Source organism: Erwinia sp. 198 (genome assembly GCF_003937915.1).
GTDB lineage: Bacteria > Pseudomonadota > Gammaproteobacteria > Enterobacterales > Enterobacteriaceae > Erwinia > Erwinia aeris.
Genome location: NZ_RHUM01000005.1, coordinates 66,282 through 86,341, shown reverse-complemented (window position 1 = coordinate 86,341; position 20,060 = coordinate 66,282). Strand labels below are relative to the sequence as shown.

The 20,060-nt window shown below is 56.0% G+C and carries 17 protein-coding genes; 6 read left to right on the top strand and 11 right to left on the bottom strand.

What is annotated here, in order from left to right; translation table 11 throughout:
• Positions 1–50: 50 nt before the first annotated feature.
• The 3 genes from ldtD (at position 51) to EGK14_RS08770 (ending at position 3,247) form a co-directional block, all read left to right on the top strand.
• Entirely contained in the window at positions 51–1,841 is a 1,791-nt protein-coding gene (gene ldtD, locus EGK14_RS08780) for a L,D-transpeptidase (protein WP_125288710.1), read from the top strand.
• Positions 1,842–2,028: 187 nt separating this feature from the next.
• Positions 2,029–2,583 (top strand): YcbK family protein, encoded by a 555-nt coding sequence (locus tag EGK14_RS08775; protein ID WP_125288709.1) that lies wholly within the window; start codon positions 2,029–2,031, stop codon positions 2,581–2,583.
• Positions 2,584–2,617: 34 nt separating this feature from the next.
• Complete coding sequence (locus EGK14_RS08770) at positions 2,618–3,247, top strand: MBL fold metallo-hydrolase (RefSeq protein WP_125288708.1); 630 nt, start codon at positions 2,618–2,620, stop codon at positions 3,245–3,247.
• Positions 3,248–3,328: 81 nt separating this feature from the next.
• On the opposite strand, the gene EGK14_RS08765 is transcribed toward EGK14_RS08770, so the two are convergent.
• From EGK14_RS08765 to pncB, 5 genes are all read right to left on the bottom strand, one after another.
• Complete coding sequence (locus EGK14_RS08765; RefSeq protein WP_125288707.1) at positions 3,329–4,519, bottom strand: amino acid aminotransferase; 1,191 nt, start codon at positions 4,517–4,519, stop codon at positions 3,329–3,331.
• A 184-nt stretch (positions 4,520–4,703) separates the two neighbouring features.
• The gene (locus tag EGK14_RS08760) at positions 4,704–5,027 is read right to left on the bottom strand and encodes a hypothetical protein (protein ID WP_125288706.1); all 324 of its coding nucleotides are present in this window, start codon (positions 5,025–5,027) and stop codon (positions 4,704–4,706) included.
• 335 nt (positions 5,028–5,362) lie between these two features.
• A complete protein-coding gene (ompF, locus tag EGK14_RS08755; RefSeq protein WP_304984966.1) occupies positions 5,363–6,517 on the bottom strand; it encodes a porin OmpF in 1,155 nt (384 codons plus the stop codon).
• 299 nt (positions 6,518–6,816) lie between these two features.
• The gene (gene asnS / locus EGK14_RS08750) at positions 6,817–8,217 is read right to left on the bottom strand and encodes an asparagine--tRNA ligase (protein WP_125288705.1); all 1,401 of its coding nucleotides are present in this window, start codon (positions 8,215–8,217) and stop codon (positions 6,817–6,819) included.
• A gap of 165 nt (positions 8,218–8,382) precedes the next feature.
• Positions 8,383–9,588 (bottom strand): nicotinate phosphoribosyltransferase, encoded by a 1,206-nt coding sequence (pncB, locus tag EGK14_RS08745; RefSeq protein ID WP_125288704.1) that lies wholly within the window; start codon positions 9,586–9,588, stop codon positions 8,383–8,385.
• Between the two features lie 262 nt (positions 9,589–9,850).
• On the opposite strand from pncB, the gene pepN reads away from it, so the two are divergent.
• The gene (gene pepN, locus EGK14_RS08740) at positions 9,851–12,466 is read left to right on the top strand and encodes an aminopeptidase N (protein ID WP_125288703.1); all 2,616 of its coding nucleotides are present in this window, start codon (positions 9,851–9,853) and stop codon (positions 12,464–12,466) included.
• Between the two features lie 70 nt (positions 12,467–12,536).
• Here pepN and ssuB read toward each other — a convergent pair whose 3' ends face one another.
• Genes ssuB through ssuE form a run of 5 tightly spaced genes read right to left on the bottom strand, consistent with a single transcriptional unit; the run spans position 12,537 to position 16,793 of the window.
• A complete protein-coding gene (ssuB, locus tag EGK14_RS08735) occupies positions 12,537–13,325 on the bottom strand; it encodes an aliphatic sulfonates ABC transporter ATP-binding protein (RefSeq protein ID WP_125288702.1) in 789 nt (262 codons plus the stop codon).
• Positions 13,322–14,113: an aliphatic sulfonate ABC transporter permease SsuC gene (ssuC, locus tag EGK14_RS08730; RefSeq protein ID WP_125288701.1), complete on the bottom strand. Its 792-nt coding sequence runs from the start codon at positions 14,111–14,113 to the stop codon at positions 13,322–13,324. The genes ssuB and ssuC overlap by 4 nt, the downstream gene beginning before the upstream one ends.
• A 7-nt stretch (positions 14,114–14,120) precedes the next feature.
• Positions 14,121–15,266 carry an FMNH2-dependent alkanesulfonate monooxygenase gene (ssuD, locus tag EGK14_RS08725; RefSeq protein WP_125288700.1) on the bottom strand — a complete coding sequence of 382 codons (1,146 nt, stop codon included), beginning with the start codon at positions 15,264–15,266 and terminating at the stop codon, positions 14,121–14,123.
• On the bottom strand, positions 15,263–16,231 hold the full coding sequence (locus EGK14_RS08720) for a sulfonate ABC transporter substrate-binding protein (protein WP_125288699.1): 969 nt from the start codon (positions 16,229–16,231) through the stop codon (positions 15,263–15,265). The genes ssuD and EGK14_RS08720 overlap by 4 nt, the downstream gene beginning before the upstream one ends.
• Positions 16,232–16,241: 10 nt before the next feature.
• The gene (gene ssuE / locus EGK14_RS08715; protein ID WP_125288698.1) at positions 16,242–16,793 is read right to left on the bottom strand and encodes an NADPH-dependent FMN reductase; all 552 of its coding nucleotides are present in this window, start codon (positions 16,791–16,793) and stop codon (positions 16,242–16,244) included.
• A 374-nt stretch (positions 16,794–17,167) separates the two neighbouring features.
• Between ssuE and pyrD the strand changes: the two genes are divergently transcribed.
• Positions 17,168–18,178 (top strand): quinone-dependent dihydroorotate dehydrogenase, encoded by a 1,011-nt coding sequence (gene pyrD, locus EGK14_RS08710; RefSeq protein WP_125288888.1) that lies wholly within the window; start codon positions 17,168–17,170, stop codon positions 18,176–18,178.
• A 162-nt stretch (positions 18,179–18,340) separates the two neighbouring features.
• Positions 18,341–18,883 carry a cell division protein ZapC gene (locus tag EGK14_RS08705; protein WP_125288697.1) on the top strand — a complete coding sequence of 181 codons (543 nt, stop codon included), beginning with the start codon at positions 18,341–18,343 and terminating at the stop codon, positions 18,881–18,883.
• Here the strand turns inward: EGK14_RS08705 and EGK14_RS08700 are convergent.
• Positions 18,880–19,995: a YcbX family protein gene (locus tag EGK14_RS08700; RefSeq protein WP_125288696.1), complete on the bottom strand. Its 1,116-nt coding sequence runs from the start codon at positions 19,993–19,995 to the stop codon at positions 18,880–18,882. The two genes, EGK14_RS08705 and EGK14_RS08700, sit on opposite strands and share 4 nt — an antisense overlap.
• Positions 19,996–20,060: the final 65 nt, after the last annotated feature.

Here is a 20,060-nt window from a genome sequence, read left to right as displayed (position 1 = left end):
ATAACATTATTCAGGCGTCGATCGTTCAGACTCGCTACAGGAGGCAAGGGATGTTGCTGACAGGAACTCATTTTGCAAAGCTTAGCCTGGCCTGCTGCCTGGCGTTAGCGCTGGGGCAAGCCGTGCCCGCCACTGCGGCCATGCCGCATTCGGCCGCCGTTACCGCTTCGCAGGCGCAGGTAAAGCTACAGTCGCTGTTTACTAACGGCTACCGGCCTTTTTATCTTAAAACGCTGGCATCGCTATATGCTACGCAGCATATGCAGCCAATGTGGCAGGATCGCCAGGCCGTGCAGCAATTTCAACAGCAGCTGGCGGAAGTCGCTATTTCCGGCGTACAGCCGCAGTTCACGCAGTGGGTTAAATTATTAACCGATCCTGCGGTAACAGGCTTGGAACGGGACGTTGTGCTTTCCGACGCTATGCTTGGCTATCTGCAATTCGCTTCGACGGTGCCGGCTAAAGGCGAGACCTGGCTTTACAGCAACGTCCCTTACAAGCTGGAAGTTCCTGCCTTATCGGTGATTAACCAGTGGCAGCGGGCGGTTGAACATGGTGCCACGCACGCTTTTGTCGCCTCTCTGGCGCCGCAGCATCCACAGTATCCTTTGATGCACCAGGCGTTAAAAGATCTGCTGGCGGATAACCGCGCCTGGCCGCAGCTGACCGACAGACAAAGCCTGCGCCCCGGCCAGCTGAGCGGCGACGTGCCTGCGCTGCGAGAAATTTTGCAGCGCACCAATATGCTGACGCCCGGCAGCGATACGCCAAAGCCTGATGACGATGCGGTGCCGACCACGCCGGTTCCGGCTTCCTTCGTAGATGAAGAAGTCGCGGTCAGCCCTTCGGCCTCTCCCGCTGAGCAAGCTCCGCAGGCGAATACGCCGGAGCAGGCTGGTCATATAGAAAACGATACGCTCAGTAATCCTGCCCATATCTATTCTGAAGATTTGGTGGCGGGCGTGAAACGCTTTCAGCGCTGGCAGGGCCTGGAAGCCGATGGCGTTATCGGGCCAAGAACGCGCGAATGGCTGAACGTTTCTCCACAGCTGCGGGCCTCGCTGCTGGCGCTCAATATTCAGCGGCTAAGGCTGCTGCCGGACGATATGCACAACGGGATTATGGTTAATATTGCCAACTACTCGCTGAAATATTATCTGAACGGCAATCAAATTCTGGATTCCCGCGTTATCGTGGGCCGTCCGGATCGTAAAACGCCGCTCATGCGCAGTGCGTTAAACAACGTGGTGCTTAACCCGCCATGGAATGTACCCACCACGCTGGTGCGTAAAGATATTATCCCGAAGGTGAAACAGGATCCGGGCTACCTGTATAAGCACAACTACACGCTGCTTTCGGGCTGGAGCAGCGACGCTGAAGTGATCGATCCTGCCATGATCGACTGGCAAATGGTTTCGGCGGCCTCGTTCCCGTATCGTATCCGTCAGGCGCCCGGGGCAACGAACTCGCTGGGCCGTTATAAATTCAATATGCCAAGCTCTGATGCGATCTACCTGCACGATACGCCTAACCACAATCTTTTCCAGAAGGATATCAGGGCGCTGAGTTCCGGCTGCGTCAGGGTCAATAAGGCGTCTGATTTGGCTAATCTGCTGTTGCAGGACGCAGGCTGGAATGATTCGCGTATCTCCAGCACGCTGAAGCAGGGCGACACCCGTTACGTGCCGGTACGTCATCATATCCCGGTCAACCTGTACTACCTGACTGCCTGGGTCGCTGACGATGGACGTACGCAATATCGTACAGATATTTACAATTATGACCTGACGGCGCGCTCCGGGGCGCAGGTACTGGCGAAGGCTGGTCAATTATTACTCTAGTGGTTGATTCTTCAGGTATTCTGATACTGGTGTGCCGCCAGCCTGCTTAACGGGTACGGCAGCCTCTGTAGGAATTGCCGTATCCGTCACGTTTCGTCGGTTGACGCCACATTTCTACCCGGTTATGGTTCCGGGCGGTGAACGTTTCCACCGTTTCAGAACTTCTCTAGCCGGGTAACACAGATTAATGGATAAATTCGACTCTCATCGCCGTAAATTACTGGCCCTGGGCGGCGCGGCACTAGGCCTGTCGCTGCTTCCCGGACAGGCTTTCGCTTCGCTTTCCACCTCACGTCCCCGCATCCTGACGCTGAATAATTTACATACCGGAGAAAGCCTTAAGACCGAGTTTTTCAACGGGAAAAGCTATGATAAGGATGAGTTAACGCGCCTTAACCATTTTTTTCGTGATTATCGCGCCAACAGGATCAAAAGCATCGATCCACATCTTTTCGATCAGCTGTATCGGCTTCAGGCGCTGTTGGATACGCGCAAGCCTGTACAGCTGATTTCCGGTTACCGCACGCTGGCGACCAATAACTCGCTGCGCGAACGCGGCAGCAACACCGGCGTAGCCAGGCACAGCTATCATACGCTGGGCCAGGCAATGGATTTTCATATTGAGGGGGTTGCCCTCAGCAATATACGCAAAGCGGCTCTTTCCATGCGGGCCGGGGGTGTAGGATACTATCCCAAAAGCAACTTTGTGCATATTGATACCGGGCCGGCAAGGCACTGGTAAGAAAATCCGGGCTGACCGGAATTAATGGAGCCTTATGAATTATCAAACTATTCCGGTAACGGCCTTTTCGCAGAACTGTTCTCTGATCTGGTGCCCGGTCACGCTGCAGGCCGCTATTGTCGATCCTGGCGGCGATGCTGAAAAAATTAAAGCGCAGACGACAGCAAAGGGTGTCACGGTTACGCAAATTTTGCTGACGCATGGCCATCTGGACCATGTAGGCGCGGCGGCTGAACTGGCTGCTTTTTATGCCGTGCCGGTTGTTGGGCCGCATAAAGCAGATGCGTTCTGGCTGGAAGGACTGCCGATGCAGAGCCAGATGTTTGGTTTTCCTGAATGCGCACCGTTAACGCCCGATCGCTGGCTGGAAGAGGGTGAGGTGGTGCACGTGGGCGATATCTCGCTTGAGGTTCTGCTCTGTCCGGGCCATACGCCGGGCCATATCGTATTTTTTGATCGGGCCTCTCGCCTGCTGATCTCCGGCGATGTAATCTTCAGCGGCGGCGTGGGACGTACCGATTTCCCACAGGGCAGCCATAGCGACCTGATTGCCGCGATCAACAACAAGCTGCTGCCGCTTGGCGATGACGTTACCTTTTTACCCGGCCACGGCCCCAGCTCGACGCTGGGCAGAGAGCGGATTTCTAATCCTTTTCTGCAATAAAGCTGCCGTAGAAAAAAGCCTGCGTAATGCAGGCTTTTTTGTTGCGTGACGGAGAAACTATTTCGCATCCGCTTTATGCATTTACAGCACGGCGGCAATTGCTTCGCACAGCGGCGCCATATTGTCCGGCGTCATTCCCGCTACGTTAACCCGGCCTGAATTGACCGCATAAACACCAAACTCTTCCCGCAGCCTAATCACCTGATCTTTGGTCAGGCCGCTAAAAGAGAACATACCGTTCTGGTTGATAATAAAGCTGAAATCGCCTTTTGCCCCTTTTTCCTGCAGGGTATTGACGAACAGCTGACGCATACGGTGGATGCGCTGGCGCATATCAGTCAGCTCCTGTTCCCACAGGGTACGCAGCGCATCATTACCCAGGATAGTCGCGACGACTGCCGCCCCGTGCGCGGGCGGGTTAGAGTAGTTGGCGCGAATGGTGGCCTTAACCTGGCTAAAGGCCGTGTCAGCAATATCGTCCGCGCTGGCGACCAGCGTAAACGCGCCTACGCGCTCATTATAAAGCCCGAAGTTCTTTGAATAAGAACTGGCGACAATCAGCTCCTGGTGTCCGGCAGCGAAAATGCGCAGGCCCTCTGCATCTTCTTCCAGCCCACGAGCAAAGCCCTGATAGGCAAAGTCGAACAGCGGCAGCCAGCCTTTCGCCAGCGACATATCGGCCAGCTCCTGCCACTGTGCGGCCGTAGGATCGATGCCGGTAGGGTTGTGGCAGCAGCCGTGGAACAGTACAATGTCGCCCGCCTGCGCTTCGCGCAGCGCGTTCAGCATTCCGTCAAAATCCAGCGAATGGCCGACCGCATCGTAATACTGGTATTCACAGACTTCCAGCCCGGCGGACTGAAACACGTTTTTATGGTTAGGCCAGCTGGGATTACTGACCCAAACGCGCCTGGCGCCGGTTTGTGCGGCAATAAAATCCGCCGCTACGCGCAGCGCGCCCGTACCGCCAGGCGTTTGCGCCGTACGCGCGCGTTTGTCATGCAGAATGGCGTTATCCTTGCCAAACAGCAGCTCCTGCGTACATTTGCCAAAATCGGCCAGGCCATCAATGCTCAAATAATTTTTGGTCGTTTCATTTTCCAGCAGATACTGCTCGGCTTTTTTCACGCTGGTCAGCACCGGCGTTTTGCCGGTTTCGTCCTTATAAACGCCAATGCCAAGGTTGATTTTGTCAGGACGGTCGTCTGCACGATAAAGGTCGGCCAGACCAAGGATAGGATCTGCGGGTGCAGCTGCAATGCGTTCAAACATAATGAAAGTCCGTTATAACCTGAAACGAAATGAGAATTCAGGGTACCGCTACCAGGATAAAAATGCCAACCGTTTGCGCTAAAAACAGCGAAACAGTCATCGGAAAAAGGTGCAGGCTATGACTAACCTGAAATAGCTATAAGCCCCCCTGCAAAAACACTTCGGGCGGCCCGGCGGACGGTACCTACAGCCAGTGAAATCCTTTCGCCATAATGCAGGCGAGGCCCAGCGCTACGCCAATCAGGGCGCTAAACAGCAGGCGAAAATCAGTCTGCATATCTTTGCGGATATCTTTCATCTCGCCGCGTACGTCTTTTACTTCGCCACGTACGTCTTTTATTTCGCCCCGGATATCCCGTAGCTCGTTTCTTATATCGTTGACGTCGCGCCTGAGCCAGGCGATATGCATTTCGATGCGGGTAAAGCGTGCTTCCGTCTCGTTTTCTTTTTTTTCCTTCTGGCCGCTGTGGTGCGAAAGCGTCAACAGAAGAGGGCTATCCATATCCATATTGACTCTCCTGAAGCTAAATGCAGACTGATTTTTCCACGTTCGCGCGTGGCTAACAAATACTTTTGGTTATTTTTCAGCAATGCTGCGGCGCGGCTCGAACTTTTGTGAAGCGGGAACGGGGAGTGACATTGGGAAGCCGCTGACTTGGTTTTACAACGCGCGAAGTAGTAAGGGCAGAAAAAATATCAGGCAGGAAAAAGCGTACTGGGCAGGAAAAAGCGTACTGGGCAGGAAGAAGCGTACTGGGCAGGAAGAAGCGTACTGGGCAGGAAGAAGCGTATTGGGCAGAAAAAAAGCGGGGCCGAAGCCCCGCCAGAAGATTTGTCGCTTGATTAGAACTGGTAAACCAGACCTACAGCCACGGTGTCGTCGGTGTTCAGACGCAGAGCGTTGTTGTCATCCAGCAGGTTGATCTGATAGTCAACGTAAGTAGACATGTTTTTGTTGAAGTAGTAGGTTGCGCCCACATCAATATATTTGATCAGGTCAGCATCGCCAACGCCTTCGATATCCTTGCCTTTAGACTGCACGTAGGCCAGGGATGGACGCAGACCGAAGTCAAACTGGTACTGTGCAACCAGCTCGATGTTCTGAGCCTTGTTAGCAAACGAACTAATAGAAGCATCATCGCCGTTGGCATAAGTGCCGCTGTAAGACATTGGCGTAGCGTTACGGGTTTCACCGTACATCGCCGCCAGGTAAACGCTGTTAGCATCATATTTCAGCGCCGTAGCCCATGCTTCAGCACGTTTGCCCATGCCGCTGTTGTTGATAGTGATAGAGTCAGCGGAGTTCTTCGGATTGGTCGCGGTACGTACGCCAGCTGCCTGTGCGTTGGTACGGTCGTAAGAGCCGTAAGCGCCGGAAATGCCTACACCGATTGGTGAAGTATAGCTGGTTGAAACCGCGTAGCCGTCACCGTTAGAACGACGAACGTCGTCACGGTCGTTTTTGCCCTGATACTGGACGGCGAAGTTCCAGCCGTCAACCAGGCCAAAGAAGTTGGTGTTGCGGTAGGTCAGTACGCCGGTAGTACGGCCGCCCAGGATGCCCAGATCGCTGTAGGCGGAGTCGCCGCCGAATTCTGGCAGCATATCGGTCCAGCCCATTGGATCGTACAGCAGGCTGTAGTTACGACCGTAATCGATAGAGCCGTATTCAGCGAATTTCAGACCGGCGAAGCCCAGACGGGTCTTGTTGCCGTCCTGCGCGTCAGAGCCGCCTTCAGAGTTGTTTGCCTGGATGTTGTATTCCCACTGGCCGTAGCCGGTGAGCATATCGTTGATCTGGGTTTCACCTTTGAAACCAAAACGCACATAGCTCTGGTCGCCATCGTTGCCATCGTTATCAGAGAAATAGTGCAAACCAACTGCTTTCCCATAGAGGTCCAGCTTATTGCCGTCTTTGTTATAGATTTCTGCTGCATTGGCTGCACCAGCGGCTAACAGGGCTGGGATAACCAGTGCCAGAATATTGCGCTTCATCATTATTTATTACCCTCATTGGAGTTATCTGGACACCTGCCACTGCCGTCAATAATTCTTTACAGAACTACGATGAGAGTTTGGTGTCTTCCTGTATCTGCACGCATCTTTCCATTCGCGGTGCGGTTAATCTACCTCGAAAATGCTACTAATATCCTATTCTGGTTACAGGAAGAAAATTTGTGTTTCTATATGTAAATAAAACGGAACTTTGTGAACTATATCTAAATTTACAAAAATAAAAAAAGGCCAGCGAGGCTGGCCTTAGTTATATATATGAATTTCTTATATTTAATGCAAAATCAGAAGCTGGCGTTGCGCGGCGTCCTTGGGAAGGCGATGACGTCCCTGACATTTTGCACGCCGGTAACGTAGGCGATCAGGCGCTCAAAACCTAAGCCGAAGCCGGAATGAGGCACGGTGCCGTAGCGGCGCAGATCGCGGTACCACCAGTAATCTTCTTTGTCCAGCCCCATCTCCGCCAGGCGTGCGTCCAGCACGTCCAGACGCTCTTCACGCTGCGAACCGCCGATGATTTCCCCGATGCCCGGCGCCAGAACGTCCATCGCCGCCACGGTTTTGCCATCGTCGTTCAGGCGCATATAAAACGCCTTGATGTCTTTCGGGTAGTTTTTCACTACAACTGGCGCTTTAAAATGTTTCTCCGCCAGGTAGCGCTCGTGTTCGGACGAGAGATCGATACCCCAGGACACGGCGTTTTCAAACTTCTCGCCGCAGGCTTTCAGGATCTCGATAGCATCGGTGTAATCCACCTGCGCAAAATCGGTAGTAACAAATTGCTCCAGGCGAGTAATCGCTTCTTTGTCTACGCGTTCGGCAAAGAAAGCCATATCGTCGGCACGTTCGGCCAGTACGGCCTTAAAGACGTACTTCAGCATGGCTTCAGCCAGGGCGGCGTTATCTTCCAGATCGGCGAAGGCCACTTCCGGCTCAAGCATCCAGAATTCCGCCAGGTGACGGCTGGTATTGGAGTTTTCAGCGCGGAAAGTCGGGCCGAAGGTGTAGATTTTGGAAATCGCGCTGGCGTAGGTTTCACCGTTAAGCTGGCCGGAAACGGTCAGGAACGCCTCTTTACCGAAGAAATCTTCATCGTAATTGACCTTGCCTTCCGGCGTACGCGGCAGGTTTTCCATATCAAGCGTGGAGACGCGGAACATTTCACCGGCGCCTTCCGTATCGGAAGCCGTGATCAGCGGGGTGGAGACCCAGAAAAAACCCTGCTCGTCGAAGAAGCGATGCAGCGCCTGCGCCAGCGTATGGCGAACGCGCGCGACGGCACCGATCAGGTTAGTGCGCGGACGCAAATGCGCCACTTCACGCAGATACTCGATGCTGTGACGCTTGGCCGCCATCGGATAGGTGTCCGGATCGTCGACCCAGCCCACCACTTCCACCGCGCTGGCCTGGATCTCAAAGCTCTGGCCCTGGCCTGGCGAGGCCACCACTTTCCCGGTGATCGCTACGGAACAGCCGGTGGTCAGGCGCAGCACTTCTTCCTGGTAATTATTCAGAGAATTATTAACGACGGCCTGGACAGGATTAAAGCAGGAACCGTCGTAGACGGCGATAAAGGAAATACCGGCTTTTGAATCTCTTCGGGTACGCACCCAGCCGCGAACGGTGACTTCGCTGTCAACCGCGACCCGGCCTTGCAGTACATCCGCTACAGGCACAACGCTCATATAAGTCTCTCTTTTCATCAGAATTAAAATTACCCGAAACCGGGGCAATGCTATGTTACTTGCCAGAAGATGAGACACAAGAAGAATTCGTTGCGAGGCAGGAGATTTCTTAACGAAAGGCAATCAGAGAGAGAAAGGCAGGGCGCCTTTCTCTCTGTAGGCAGGCTAGCTGGCTTTTTTCACCAGCGGCAGATCGAATGCCTTGCGCAGCGCGCGAACAAAAGCTTTGTCATGGCAAATGGTTTTGCCGGGGCTGTCGGAGAGTTTGGCAACCGGTTTGCCGTTGCACTCCACCAGCTTGATGACGATATTCAGCGGTTTTACCTGAGGGATATCGCAGGTCAGCCGCGTGCCGATACCGAAAATGACCTCTATGCGCTGGCCAAAGTGGCGATAAAGCTCCACCGCTTTTGGCAAATCGAGGTTGTCTGAAAAGACCAGCGTTTTTTCCTGCGGATCGATGCCGAGCTTTTGGTAATGCGCGATGGCTTTTTCACCCCATTCCACGGGATCGCCGGAATCATGGCGCAGTCCCTGATAGCTGCTGGCGAAAGTAAGGCCGAAATCACGCAGGAAAGCATCCATGGTGATGCAGTCGGTCAGCGCGATACCCAGACGGTTCGGATACTCCTCCAGCCAGGCCTGCAGGGCGGCGCGCTGGCTGTTGGCCAGTACAGGGCTAATCTGTTGATGTGCCTGGAACCATTCATGGGCCTGCGTGCCCACCGGTGCGAGCTGTAGCTGCCGCGCAACGTCATAGTTGCTGGAGCCGACCAGCCAAGGGAAATCCGCTTTCAGCGTGCTGACAATCGCCAGCTGTACATCGCGGGAGAAACGGCGGCGCGTACCGAAGTCCATCAGCTTAAAGCGGGACATATCCAAATCCGCCGTCAGCTTGCCGAAGTCAAGCAGCTTGCTTTGCAGACGCTCAACGGCCATCGCGGGCACGACCTGCGGCGAGCGATGGCGATGCACCACTTCGCTGATCAGCGCCAGTAACGGCACCTCCCACATAATCACCTCCAGCCAGGGGCCAGCGATGCGGATATCCAGTTTGCCCTGATGATTGCGGATGCGCACCTGAGAAGGGTCATAGCGGAATTGTTTCAGCCACTGCAGGTAATCCGCGCTGAAAAACGGCAGCCCGGCAAGATAGCGGCTCTCTTCGTCGCTGAGCGCCAGCGACTGCATCAGGGTCACCTGTTGAGCGATTTCCTCGGCGTAGATGCCAAGCAGATCGTCGCCACGGCAGCGAAACTCAGCCACTACGGAAACGTTCTGATAGCGATGAAATACCGCCTGCTGCATATGCAGCTTATAGGCGTCCGTATCCAGCAGCGTGGTCAGTATCGGGGAAGCATGTCGTGTCATGGTGCGTTTCAGCATCCTCTGGCGAAGAGCGTTATCCCTGGTTTAAAAATAGTAATGACGCAGGAGTATAACTTGAATACTCATTTATTGAACCCGATCACAGCACAATTCGATCCGCCAGGTCGAGGGCAATCCGTGCGATTGTTAATAGAATGTAGCTTTTAACAGCAATTCCGACCGACCGACACGATTCTCCGTGGCAACATTGCGGGAAGCGGAATAGACTTGCAAAGTTAACTAATTATCGACATGAGAAGCACTTATGACGCAACTGCCACAAGCCAAAAATCGCCATGATTATCGTGCGCCGGATTACACCATTACCGACATCGATCTGACGTTTGAACTGGATGCCGCAACCACCCGTGTGACGGCCGTCAGCCGCGTAAAGCGTTTGGGCCAGGCTGATGCGTCGCTGCGTCTGGACGGGGAAGATCTGACGCTGATCTCGCTGGAGATCGACGGTCAGTCCTGGACGGATTACGCGCTGGAAGAGGGCGCGCTGATGGTTTCCGGCCTGCCGGAGTCCTTCACGATGAAAATCGTTAACGATATTCATCCGGATAAAAACAGCGCGCTGGAGGGCCTGTATAAATCGGGTGAGGCGCTTTGTACCCAGTGCGAGGCCGAAGGCTTCCGTCACATCACCTGGTATCTGGATCGGCCTGACGTGCTGGCTCGGTTCACCACGACCATCATCGCGGAACAACAGCTTTATCCATATCTGCTGTCAAACGGCAACCGGATAGACGGCGGCGAAGCGGAAAACGGACGTCACTGGGTAAAATGGGAAGATCCTTTTCCAAAGCCGTGCTACCTGTTTGCGCTGGTGGCGGGCGACTTTGACGTGCTGCGCGACAGCTTTAAAACGCGCTCCGGCCGGGATGTTGCGCTGGAGATCTTCGTCGATCGCGGCAACCTCGATCGCGCTGACTGGGCGATGACCTCGCTGAAAAACAGCATGAAGTGGGACGAGCAGCGTTTCGGCCTGGAATACGATCTGGATATCTTTATGATCGTCGCCGTCGACTTCTTTAATATGGGCGCGATGGAAAATAAAGGCCTGAACGTCTTTAACTCTAAGTACGTGCTGGCGAAAGCGGAAACGGCGACGGATAAAGACTATCTGGGCATTGAGGCCGTGATCGGCCATGAATATTTCCACAACTGGACGGGCAACCGCGTCACCTGCCGCGACTGGTTCCAGCTTAGCCTGAAAGAGGGGCTGACCGTATTCCGCGATCAGGAATTCAGTTCCGATCTCGGTTCTCGCGCGGTCAATCGTATCGATAACGTGCGCGTAATGCGCGGCGCGCAGTTTGCCGAAGACGCCAGCCCAATGGCGCATCCGATCCGCCCTGAACAGGTGATCGAGATGAACAACTTCTATACGCTGACCGTGTATGAAAAAGGGTCTGAAGTTATTCGTATGCTGCACACCCTGCTGGGCGAGGCGAATTTCCAGAAAGGCATGCAGCTTTACTTCGAGCGCCACGACGGCAGCGCAGCGACCTGCGACGATTTTGTGCAGGCGATGGAGGATGCTTCTAACGTCGACCTTTCCCAGTTCCGCCGCTGGTACAGCCAGTCCGGCACGCCGGTGCTTTCCGTTCGCGATGACTATAACGCCGAGCTGCAACAGTACACGCTGCACGTTACCCAAATGACGCCGCCGACGGCCGATCAGAAAAACAAGCTGCCGCTGCATATTCCGCTGGATATCGAGCTTTACGACAGTGAAGGCAACGTCATTCCTTTGCAGCACAATGGTCATCCGGTTCATCATGTGCTGAACGTGACGGAAGAGTTCCAGAGCTTTGTGTTCGACGAGGTTTATCAGCAGCCGATCCCATCGCTGCTGCGTGAATTCTCCGCGCCGGTGAAGCTGGACTATAACTGGAGCGATGCGCAGCTTACTTTCCTGATGCGCCATGCCCGTAACGATTTCTCACGTTGGGATGCAGCACAAAGCCTGCTGGCGACCCACATCAGGCTGAACGTCGCCCGTTTCCAGCAGGGCCAGCCGCTTTCGCTGCCGCTGCACGTTGCCGATGCTTTCCGCGCCGTGCTGCTGGAGGAAAACAGCGATCCGGCATTAATGGCGCTGATCCTGACGCTGCCTGGCGAAAACGAAATTGCCGAGCTGTTTGAGGTAATCGATCCGGTGGCCATCGCGGAAGTGCGCCGTGCGCTGCTGAGCACGCTGGCTACGGAGCTGGCGGATGAGTGGCTGGCGGTTTACAACGCGCATTGCGTGGATGAGTACCGTATCGATCATGCCGATATCGGCAAGCGCGCGCTGAAAAATACCTGTCTCAACTATCTGGCCTTTGGCGAAACAGGGCTGGCCGAGAGACTGGTTACTGCCCAGTTCCGTCAGGCGAACAATATGACCGACTCGCTGGCGGCGATGACGGCCTCGGTTGCCGCGCAGCTGCCGTGCCGGGAAACGCTGCTGGCCGAATTCGACGAGCGCTGGCATAAAGATGGCCTGGTGATGGATAAATGGTTTACTTTGCAGGCCACCAGCCCGGCTGCAGACGTACTTAGCCGCGTTCGCGCGCTGCTCAGCCATCGTTCCTTTACGCTGAGCAATCCAAACCGTATTCGTTCGTTAATCGGCGCGTTCGCCTCGGCCAATCCTTCCGCTTTCCACGCCGCTGACGGTAGCGGTTACCAGTTCCTGGTGGAAATCCTGACCGATCTGAATACGCGCAATCCTCAGGTTGCCTCGCGCATCATTGAGCCGCTGATCCGCTTTAAACGCTACGACGAAGCGCGTCAGGCGCTGATGCGCGGCGCGCTTGAGAAGTTAAAGACGCTGGATAACCTTTCCGGCGATCTTTACGAAAAAATCAGCAAGGCGCTTCAGGGCTAATCGTCCGGCATAAATGATAAAAAGCCCCGACCGTCGGGGCTTTTCTTTTAGCAACTGGCAACGGCGTGAATCAGCGCTGCGCGTAGCGTTTGTCTTCTTCCACCGGCGAGCGTTTCATAACGCGATCCAACACTTTCGCTTCCAGCTCTGCTAAGCGCACGGAGCCTTTACGGCGCGGTCGCGGCAGATCGATCACCAAATCCAGCCCGATATTGCCTTCTTCGATCAGCAGCACCCGATCGGCCATCGCCACGGCTTCGCTGACGTCATGGGTGACCAGCAGCACGGTGAAGTGATGCTGCTGCCACAGCGACTCGATCAGATCCTGCATTTCAATACGCGTCAGCGCATCCAGCGCGCCTAAAGGCTCGTCCAGCAGCAGCAAACCGGGCCGGTGGATCAGCGCGCGGGCCAGCGCCACACGCTGCTTTTGCCCGCCGGATAACGCCGCAGGCCATTCGTTGGCGCGTTCCGCCAGGCCAACGGCTGCCAGCGCCTCCAGCGCGTCGCTTTTCCAGGCACGGCCTTTTAACCCCAGGCCAACGTTATCGATAATGCTTTTCCACGGCAGCAGGCGCGCATCCTGAAACATCAGACGGGTATCGTCTCTGGCTTCGCTCAGCGGCGCGCTGCCGGCCAGCAGCTCGCCGGAGCTGCTTTTTTCCAGGCCGGCCAGCAGGCGAAGCAGGGTGCTTTTACCGCAGCCGCTGCGTCCGACCACCGCCACAAACTGGCCGGAAGGAATATGCAAATCGATGTTATTCAGCACGGTACGACCGTGATACTGCTTGCTGACGCGGTTAACGATCAGAGGCGTACCGGCGTTAAGACGCGCTGGAGAAGACGTTAACTCGCTCATGCGTTTTCCTCTTTAAGTTGATAAGCCGGATGCCAGCGCAGCCAGACGCGTTCCAGTAACAGCGCGCTGACATCAGCCAGTTTACCGAGCAGGGCATACAGGATAATGGCGACCACCACGATATCGGTCTGCAAAAATTCGCGCGCGTTCATTGCCAGATAGCCGATGCCGGAGTTGGCGGAAATGGTTTCCGCCACGATCAGCGTCAGCCACATCAGGCCCAGGGCAAAGCGCACCCCAACCATAATGGAGGGCAGCGCGCCCGGCAGCACCACCTGAATAAACAGGCTCCAGCCGGAGAGGCCATAGCTGCGGGCCATCTCTACCAGGCCGCGATCGATATTGCGGATGCCGTGATAGGTGTTGAGATAAATAGGGAACAGCGTACCCAGCGCCACCAGAAAAATCTTGGCGGATTCGTCAATGCCAAACCACAGGATCACCAGCGGGATCAGCGCCAGATGCGGCACGTTACGCAGCATTTGCACCGACGTGTCCAGCAGCCGTTCACCCAGGCGCGACATACCGGTAATCAGGCCGAGGATCAGGCCGACAGAACCGCCGATGCTGAAACCAACCGCCGCACGCCAGCTGCTGATAGCCAGGTGCTGCCACAACTCGCCGCTGGCCGACAGCTTCCAGAACGTAATCACTATGGCTTCTGGCGAAGGCAAAATACGGGTAGAAAGCCAGCCGGTCTGTGAGGCGATTTGCCAGACGATCACCAGCGCGATGGGCACCGCCCATGGGAGCAGCTGATTGCCGATACGATTAAGCGGTTTGCTCATAGTCACCTCAGCTCTGCGACACTTTTTGTGGGGCGAAATCATGCGCTACGGCTTCGCCGTGCGCGGTAATGTTGTTCGGCTGGGGCACTTCCGGCACGTTCAAATCGAGATGTGGGAACAGCAGTTCGCCAACGCGATACGCCTCTTCCAGATGCGGATAGCCGGACAAAATAAACGTTTCGATGCCCAGATCGGCATACTCCTGCATCCTGGCCGCTACGGTAGCGCCATCGCCGACCAGCGCGGTGCCCGCGCCGCCGCGCACCAGCCCAACACCCGCCCACAGGTTGGGTGAAATCTCCAGCTTATCGCGCCGTCCGCCATGCAGGGCGGCCATGCGGTGCTGACCAACCGAATCGGTTTTCGCCAGCGCGGCCTGCGCCCTGGCAATAGTGGCGTCGTCAAGATGCGAAATCAGACGATCTGCCGCTTTCCAGGCCTCTTGATTGGTTTCCCGCACGATAACGTGCAGGCGGATGCCGAACTTCACCGTTCTACCCTGAGCCGCCGCTTTCGCCCGCACCTGCTCAATCTTCTCTTTGACCTGCGCTGGCGGTTCGCCCCAGGTCAGGTAGACGTCGACCTGTTCCGCCGCCAGATCCTGAGCAGGTTCGGAAGAACCGCCAAACCATAACGGCGGACGCGGCTGCTGCACGGGACGAAACATCAGGCGAGCGCCGCGAACGTGCACGTGCTTGCCTTCGTAATCTACCGTTTCGCCTTCCAGCACGCGACGCCAGACGCGGGTAAATTCTGCCGACTCGACGTAGCGCTCACGATGATCCAGAAAGACGCCGTCGCCCGCCAGCTCTTCCGCGTCGCCGCCGGTCACCAGGTTAAACAGCGCACGGCCGTTTGACAGCCGATCCAACGTGGCGGCCTGACGCGCGGCCTGAGTAGGGGAGATCACACCGGGACGCAGCGCAACCAGAAAACGCAGGCGCTGCGTCACGGGGATCAGGGACGCAGCTACCAGCCAGGCATCCTCACAGGAACGACCTGTTGGGATCAGCACGCCGCCAAAACCCAGGCGATCGGCAGCCTGTGCAATTTGCTGCAGATAAGCGTGGTCGACAGGACGTGCGCCCTCCGTCGTGCCTAAATAGTGACCATCGCCATGCGTGGGCAGAAACCAGAAAACGGAAAGGCTCATTGTGGGACTCCTTGCGTAGCGGCGGTGACATGCCAGACACGGCTGGCGATATCAACTTTCACCGGCATTAAATGGTTAGCGTAAAAGAGATCGGCGGTATGTTGTTGGGCCTGCACGGTTTTCTCGCTGACCGGGCCGATAACGGTCGGCGGACGGTGATCGAGATAGCTGGCGATAACCGGTTTCGGCAGGCCGATAGTTTGCGAAAGCAGGGCAATGCTCTGTTCGCGATCGCTGCGGGTCAGCTCGTCGGCCTTGCTGAACGTCTCCAGCACCTGCTGCACGAAAGCACCGTTGGCTTCGGCAAAAGGGCGGGTTGCCAGATAAAACGAACCGGTCAGGTTGAGCCCGTCGCCATCGGCCAGCACGCGCACGCCGCCCTGCAGCAGCGCGGCGGAATAGTAGGGATCCCAGATAGCCCAGGCATCGACATCGCCCTGCTGGAAAGCCGCGCGAGCATCGGCAGGCGTCAGATAAACGGGTTTGATATCGCTGAATGACAGACCTGCCTTAGTCAACGCACGCAGCAGCAGATTGTGCGAACTGGAACCTTTCTGGAAGGCCACCTTATGCCCTTTTAGTTCGGCGACGCTTTTAATGGCGCTGTTTTTTGCCACCAGGATCACTTCGGACTGCGGCTTAGGCGGTTCCGAGCCGACGTAAAGCAGATCGGCGCCGGCTGCCTGAGCGAAGATCGGCGGAATGTCGCCCGTGCTGCCCAGATCGATGCTGTTAACATTCAGCGCTTCCAGCATTTGCGGCCCGGCCGGAAACTCAATCCACTTAATCTGCGTGTGGGGAAAGCGCTTTTCCAGCAGCCGATGCGAGCGAGCCAGCGCCATGCTCACCGACCCTTTTTGATAGCCGATACGGAAAGCGGCAGGTGCGGCCTGGTCCGCCAGCGCGCCGCCGGTAAGTAGCGCGCTAAAGGCCAGTGCCGAGACAAAACGTGTAAACAGGCTCATGGGCGCTTCCTTATACCGCTGCGGCCAGCCGCTGATGACGACGTGACAGCGCATACCAGAAGGTGTCGAGTGACTCCGCAATGCGTTCGGCAAGCAGTGGAGAGAGTTCGGGCTGGCGATCGTAATGGGTAATCTGGCTGTCGTCGGCAAACACGCCGTGCAGCACCTCCTGCGCCTTCAGCGCGTTAAGCACCGGTTTCAGCGCATAGTCTACGGCCAGCATATGCGCGATGGTGCCGCCGGTAGCCAGCGGCAGCACCACTTTATGCTCCAGCGCGCGTTCCGGCAGCAAATCGAGCAGGGTTTTCAACGCGCCGGAAAAAGAGGCTTTATAAACCGGCGTGGCGACGATCAGCCCATCGGCGTTAGCCAGATCCTCTTTTAAAGCCAGCAGCGCAGGCGAGTCGAAGCGGGCGTAAAGCAAATCCTCTGGAGGGAAGTTATGCAGGTTCCAGGGGATCACCTCGGCACCCCGCTTTTCCAGCGCCTGCTGGCACAGGGTCAGCAGCGCGGTTGACCGTGAAGGGTAGCGAGGACTGCCTGCCAGAGTAATAACGCGCATCTTCTCTCCTTATAACCAAAAGTTATTGATTAAAATAATTCCTGAACTTATGGAACTATCCTGGCAGAGTGTGACGAACGCCTTAAATGATTTATCCGGCATATTTAAGTTACTTTTTGACTAAGCGAAAAACTGATAACGGGAAAGCGCGGAAAAAGAGAGGAACAGGGACACGCAAACGTTTTACTTTCCTGGCAAAGGACTTTACCATTTTCCCCCGCGCCTGCAGCGTTGCTGCGCATGTCGAAGGCCGCTGTTCTTTGTATCTGATAACGTATAAAACCGAAGAAGGCGTGTCGACCGCACAGTTTTCAGGGTTGCTGAGGCAACCGTTAGTCCTTTTCCGGCCCGGCATTGTGGGCTATTCAGGAGCGATCATGTACAACCTGGTTCGTAACGCGCTTTTTCAGCTCGACGCCGAGCGTGCGCACGAATTGACCCTTCAGCAGCTGCACCGGATAACCGGAACGCCGCTTATTCATCTGGTTCGACAAACTCTTCCTTTTAAGCCCGTTAATTGTATGGGGCTGACGTTCAAAAACCCGCTGGGCCTGGCGGCGGGGCTGGATAAGAACGGTGAATGTATTGACGCCTTCGGCGCAATGGGCTTTGGCTTTATTGAGGTCGGCACCGTGACGCCACGACCGCAAGCGGGAAACGATAAGCCGCGTATGTTCCGCATCAGAGAGGCGGAAGGCATTATTAATCGTATGGGATTCAATAACCTGGGCGTGGATCGGCTGATCGATAATGTCAGGCAGGCTCGCTTCGACGGCATTCTGGGCATCAATATCGGCAAAAATAAAGATACGCCGGTCGAAATGGGTAAAGAAGATTATTTAATCTGTATGGAGAAAGTTTATCCTTATGCAGGTTATATTGCGATCAACATCTCATCTCCGAATACGCCAGGGTTACGCACGCTGCAATATGGTGAAGCGCTGGACGACCTTTTACAGGCGATTAAGCACAAACAGCAGGCGCTGGAAAATCAGCATCAAAAATATGTGCCGGTAGCGGTCAAAATTGCGCCGGATTTAGCCGAAGAAGAACTTATTCAAATTGCCGACAGCCTGGTGCGGCATAATATTGATGGCGCGATCGCTACCAATACCACGCTGGATCGTTCGCTGGTTAGCGGCCTGAAATACAGTGAAGAAACGGGCGGCCTGAGCGGGCGTCCGGTACAGCTGAAGAGTACGGAAATCATTCGCCGCCTCTCGCAGGAATTGCAGGGTCGGCTGCCGATTATCGGCGTAGGCGGCATAGATTCGCTGGTGGCGGCCAAAGAAAAAATGGCGGCGGGCGCCTCGCTGGTGCAGATATATTCCGGTTTTATTTACAAAGGGCCGCCGCTGATTAAAGAAATTGTCAGTCATATTTGATTAAATGCAGGCTTAACGGGGTCAGGGGGTTTATTTTCCCCTCTGGCTCGTTTATATTTTCTCCTGTTTATGCATTATTCAGACTATTTTGGCACGGGGCGGATCGCGTGTTCGCTGACCTCGCGATAAATAGCCGACCTGACGATCATTACGGGATACTTCATGAGGATTAAACCTGACGACAGCTGGCGCTGGTTCTTCGATGACGAACAGGAACGCATGATGTTGGCTATGGCGGAAGGCGCGCTGTTCCGCTCACGCTTCCCTCGTAAGATGCTGACGCCCGATGCCTTTAACGCCGCGCAATTCTCCGTCGACGACGCCGCCCTGTTTTCCACCTTCGCAGAAAAATGCCTGGAGTGTGACCTGACCGAATGGCAGCGTACCGAGCTGGTGCTGAACGCGCTGGTTGCCCTGCGTTTTCTGAAGCCGCAGATGCCTAAAAGCTGGCACTTTTCCGCGCATCCGCGTCACTGCACGCCGCAGGACGGCGAGCTGGTAGCGGTGCGCCTGTGCGAAACGGGCGAAGAAGCCACCCTGCTGGTGGTGGAGGCGGGCGAAAATGCTGCGCTCTGCCTGCTGGCGCAGCCGGAGCTTCAGCTGGGCGGCAAAACGATGGTGCTGGGTGATGCGATTAAAGTGATGCACGATCGCCTGCTGCCCGCCATCAGCCAGCATATTTTCACCTTCGCCCGCGCCGTTTAACGCGCCGCCAGCACCAGGTCGCCGTCCGGGACGCAGCTACAGCTTAACAGCGTGCCGTCCTCGCGCAGCGCGCCTTTCTTCAGCGCGCGAACCTGGCCGGACGCCAGCCTGACGCGGCAGCTGCCGCAAACGCCCGCGCGGCAGGAGTAGGGGATGCGATAACCCTGCATCTCCAGCTGCTCCAGTAAAACCTGCTGATTGTTGCCGCTGAAGCGCTCGCCTTCCCAGCTGATGGTGACGCTTTCCTGCGCTTCGGCAACCCCTTCCAGCGATTCCGCCACTTCACCCGCGCCATACAGGCGGGCCGGTTTATCGGCAATCACCTCCAGCTCGTCACCCACCCGGACGATGCCGCTGTTGCGTGCCACCAGGTTGATACCAAAATCGACATCGCCGCTGCCATCCATCGCGGTACGAAATTTTTGCAGGGTCGTTAGCGGCTCGCCGGTGGGATGCCTGCGCCCACGCTCCGTGCTGACAGTGGTAAAAATGCAGCGGCTGCAAGGTTTCGGCGCGTCAAAAAGGATGCCGCCGATGCGCACCGTGGCCCAGCGATCTTCCGCCCAAGCCGTCGTGCCCGTTACCACCAGGTTTGGCCGGAACTGCTCCAGCTTTACGCCAGCCGGGCAACGCTGGCGTAAATCGTGCAGCGAAGCCTCATTAATCAGCAGATAAGGATAGCCATCGGCAAAGCCCAGCGGCACTTCGCTAAATCGCTTCACGCGGCGGGTCATCTCCGCTCCCACCCAGCGAAGCTGCACGGGGCGCGGAAAAAAGCCGCTCAGCCAGCTGTTGACTGGCGCGGGCGCAATCAGCGCGGTGAAATGGTTGCCCCAGACTTCCACCGGCGACGGCTCGGCGGCAAAATCCGCAAAGCGAACGGTGGCGCTGCTGCCGTCCGGCGCGGCCAGCAGCAGACCATCCGGCAGCAGCGCGGGCGTAAAGAGCACCATTTCAGGATACTGACGCGCCGTAATAAAGGTGCCGTCCGCTTCGGTAAGCATAAAAATACGATCGAAGGCCAGGCCGCTGGTAAGCGCCTGAGCATGAGAAACCTGCGTGCCACGCATGGATTTTACGGGATGAATAAACAGACGGGACAGGCTAATCATGGTGCTCTCCAGCAGGAAAGAAAACGCCAGCGCGAAAAAAGAGCCGGAAGCAGCTGACGAAAAGA

Coding starts and splice junctions, on each gene's coding strand:
- ompF (WP_304984966.1), bottom strand. CDS start 6,517: ATGATGAAGCGCAATATTCTGGCACTGGTTATCCCAGCCCTGTTAGCC.
- EGK14_RS08720 (WP_125288699.1), bottom strand. CDS start 16,231: ATGAGCCTGTTTACACGTTTTGTCTCGGCACTGGCCTTTAGCGCGCTA.
- EGK14_RS08765 (WP_125288707.1), bottom strand. CDS start 4,519: ATGTTTGAACGCATTGCAGCTGCACCCGCAGATCCTATCCTTGGTCTG.
- EGK14_RS08700 (WP_125288696.1), bottom strand. CDS start 19,995: ATGATTAGCCTGTCCCGTCTGTTTATTCATCCCGTAAAATCCATGCGT.
- EGK14_RS08760 (WP_125288706.1), bottom strand. CDS start 5,027: ATGGATATGGATAGCCCTCTTCTGTTGACGCTTTCGCACCACAGCGGC.
- ssuD (WP_125288700.1), bottom strand. CDS start 15,266: ATGAGCCTTTCCGTTTTCTGGTTTCTGCCCACGCATGGCGATGGTCAC.
- ldtD (WP_125288710.1), top strand. CDS start 51: ATGTTGCTGACAGGAACTCATTTTGCAAAGCTTAGCCTGGCCTGCTGC.
- EGK14_RS08775 (WP_125288709.1), top strand. CDS start 2,029: ATGGATAAATTCGACTCTCATCGCCGTAAATTACTGGCCCTGGGCGGC.
- EGK14_RS08705 (WP_125288697.1), top strand. CDS start 18,341: ATGAGGATTAAACCTGACGACAGCTGGCGCTGGTTCTTCGATGACGAA.
- asnS (WP_125288705.1), bottom strand. CDS start 8,217: ATGAGCGTTGTGCCTGTAGCGGATGTACTGCAAGGCCGGGTCGCGGTT.
- pncB (WP_125288704.1), bottom strand. CDS start 9,588: ATGACACGACATGCTTCCCCGATACTGACCACGCTGCTGGATACGGAC.
- pepN (WP_125288703.1), top strand. CDS start 9,851: ATGACGCAACTGCCACAAGCCAAAAATCGCCATGATTATCGTGCGCCG.
- ssuC (WP_125288701.1), bottom strand. CDS start 14,113: ATGAGCAAACCGCTTAATCGTATCGGCAATCAGCTGCTCCCATGGGCG.
- ssuE (WP_125288698.1), bottom strand. CDS start 16,793: ATGCGCGTTATTACTCTGGCAGGCAGTCCTCGCTACCCTTCACGGTCA.
- ssuB (WP_125288702.1), bottom strand. CDS start 13,325: ATGAGCGAGTTAACGTCTTCTCCAGCGCGTCTTAACGCCGGTACGCCT.
- EGK14_RS08770 (WP_125288708.1), top strand. CDS start 2,618: ATGAATTATCAAACTATTCCGGTAACGGCCTTTTCGCAGAACTGTTCT.